Origin of the sequence: Bacillus sp. GMs2/2 (assembly GCF_050172095.1) — a bacterium.
Taxonomy (GTDB): domain Bacteria; phylum Bacillota; class Bacilli; order Bacillales; family Bacillaceae_G; genus Bacillus_A; species Bacillus_A cereus.
The window spans coordinates 1-1,588 of the sequence record NZ_JBNLYE010000630.1; the positions used below are offsets into that span (position 1 = coordinate 1).

Genomic DNA, 1,588 nt, shown 5'->3' on the forward strand with positions numbered 1-1,588 from the left:
AATTTTTTTCTAAGCTATTCTCTAAAAATCTTATTTTTCGTTGTAAATAAACCTGATTGGTACTCTTTATGCAAAAGAAAAGATGGAATCTTTAATTCAACTCCACCTTTTTTCGAAATAAAAAGCATCTAATTCTATTTGAATTAGATGCTTACATTTAGTCCTTAAGCCTAATATTCTAAACTATTTACGCGTTTGTAAATCTTTTTTTATTACATCCCAGAGTGAATTATCTTGACGCATCGGTTTACCCTCTTCATCCCATTTTATTTTTTCTGTTCCAAATTCATAATTCATCCCTGTCCATGTGTCTTCACGGAATGCATAGAATGATTTATGCCATCCTTTTTGGTTAAAGATAGAAATAAGATCTTGCATGTATTGGGTAGCACCTGGAACAGTACGGTTAATTCCAAACTCCTCTGCAATAATTCGATTAGATGGTACATGATTTTTCTTAGACCATTGTTGAATTGGCTTTAAAAACTTCTCTAATCCCTGTCTATTCCACATTACAGGTTTCTCTAAATCCCCTACTTTTACTAATCCTGGATATTGATATTCCTTGTTTTGTTTTTCACCTTGGCTCGTTAATTCATATGGTTCATACATATGAAATGCATATAGTGTTTTTTTGTCCTCTACTGGTTTTAAATATTTAAAGGCCCATGGAGTAGCATATAAACCTGAATCTAAAATAATCGGTGTTTCTTTGTCCACTTCACGAATGGAGTTAATCACCTTTTCATAAAATCTGTTTAAATCAGCTGTCGTTCCTTTTACTTTTGCATACCATTTCTCGTAATCTTCCGTCCAAAAATCATTATATCTATTATTTTTAGCTGTTTCTGGATGTGGTTCATTTATAATATTATAACCAACCACCGCGTGGTGATCTTTTAGTTCCAGAGCGAGGTCCTTCCAAAATTGACTTGCTTGTTTTTGATACTTCTCTTCTTCCCATATTCTGTCGTCATTCTTATTATTATTAAATTGGCGCCATCGATCACCAGGTAAGGATAACATTGTAAGAACGACTTTCATTCCTTGTGATTGTGCGGCATCTAAATCCGCCTTTAATTTTTCTAGATCTTCCTTTACTAATCCCCGATAGTTATCTGCATTACCTATCAGAAAATCTTTTCCAGAAGTATCTGGTTTATCCTCAAATAGAAAATCTTTATCTTTTGCCCATTTATCAGGTGCTAAACGTACATATTCAATATTAGCTTCTTTTGCACTTTTATAGTTTTCAGGTAATGACGTACTATTCATGAAATTAGTACCCTTTCTTTTCGAATCCCAAAAACTAATTTTTGAATCGCCCTTGTGGTATGTATCAGCTCTTACATTCATTTCCTGTACTCCAAAACTCATCATGCCTAATAACGCAACAATTGGCAAAACTTTTTTCACAACTTTTCCTTCTTTCTCTTTATATTTAACACACATAACATACCTTTGTTTTGTTACAGGAATATGGCAATTTTCCAAAAATACCTTTTAAATTTATACATTGGTAGTTCATTCATAAAAAAAGAAAGAGATAATTAGAACGTTGCTTCATTTTAAAAGAAACAAAAAAGGA

General features: G+C 32.4%; 1 protein-coding gene. It reads right to left on the reverse strand.

All coding sequences use genetic code 11. The features are described from left to right. Window positions 1-183: 183 nt before the first annotated feature. A complete protein-coding gene (locus ACQGS6_RS28110) occupies window positions 184-1,452 on the reverse strand; it encodes a glycoside hydrolase family 5 protein (RefSeq protein WP_426966001.1) in 1,269 nt (422 codons plus the stop codon). Window positions 1,453-1,588: the final 136 nt, after the last annotated feature.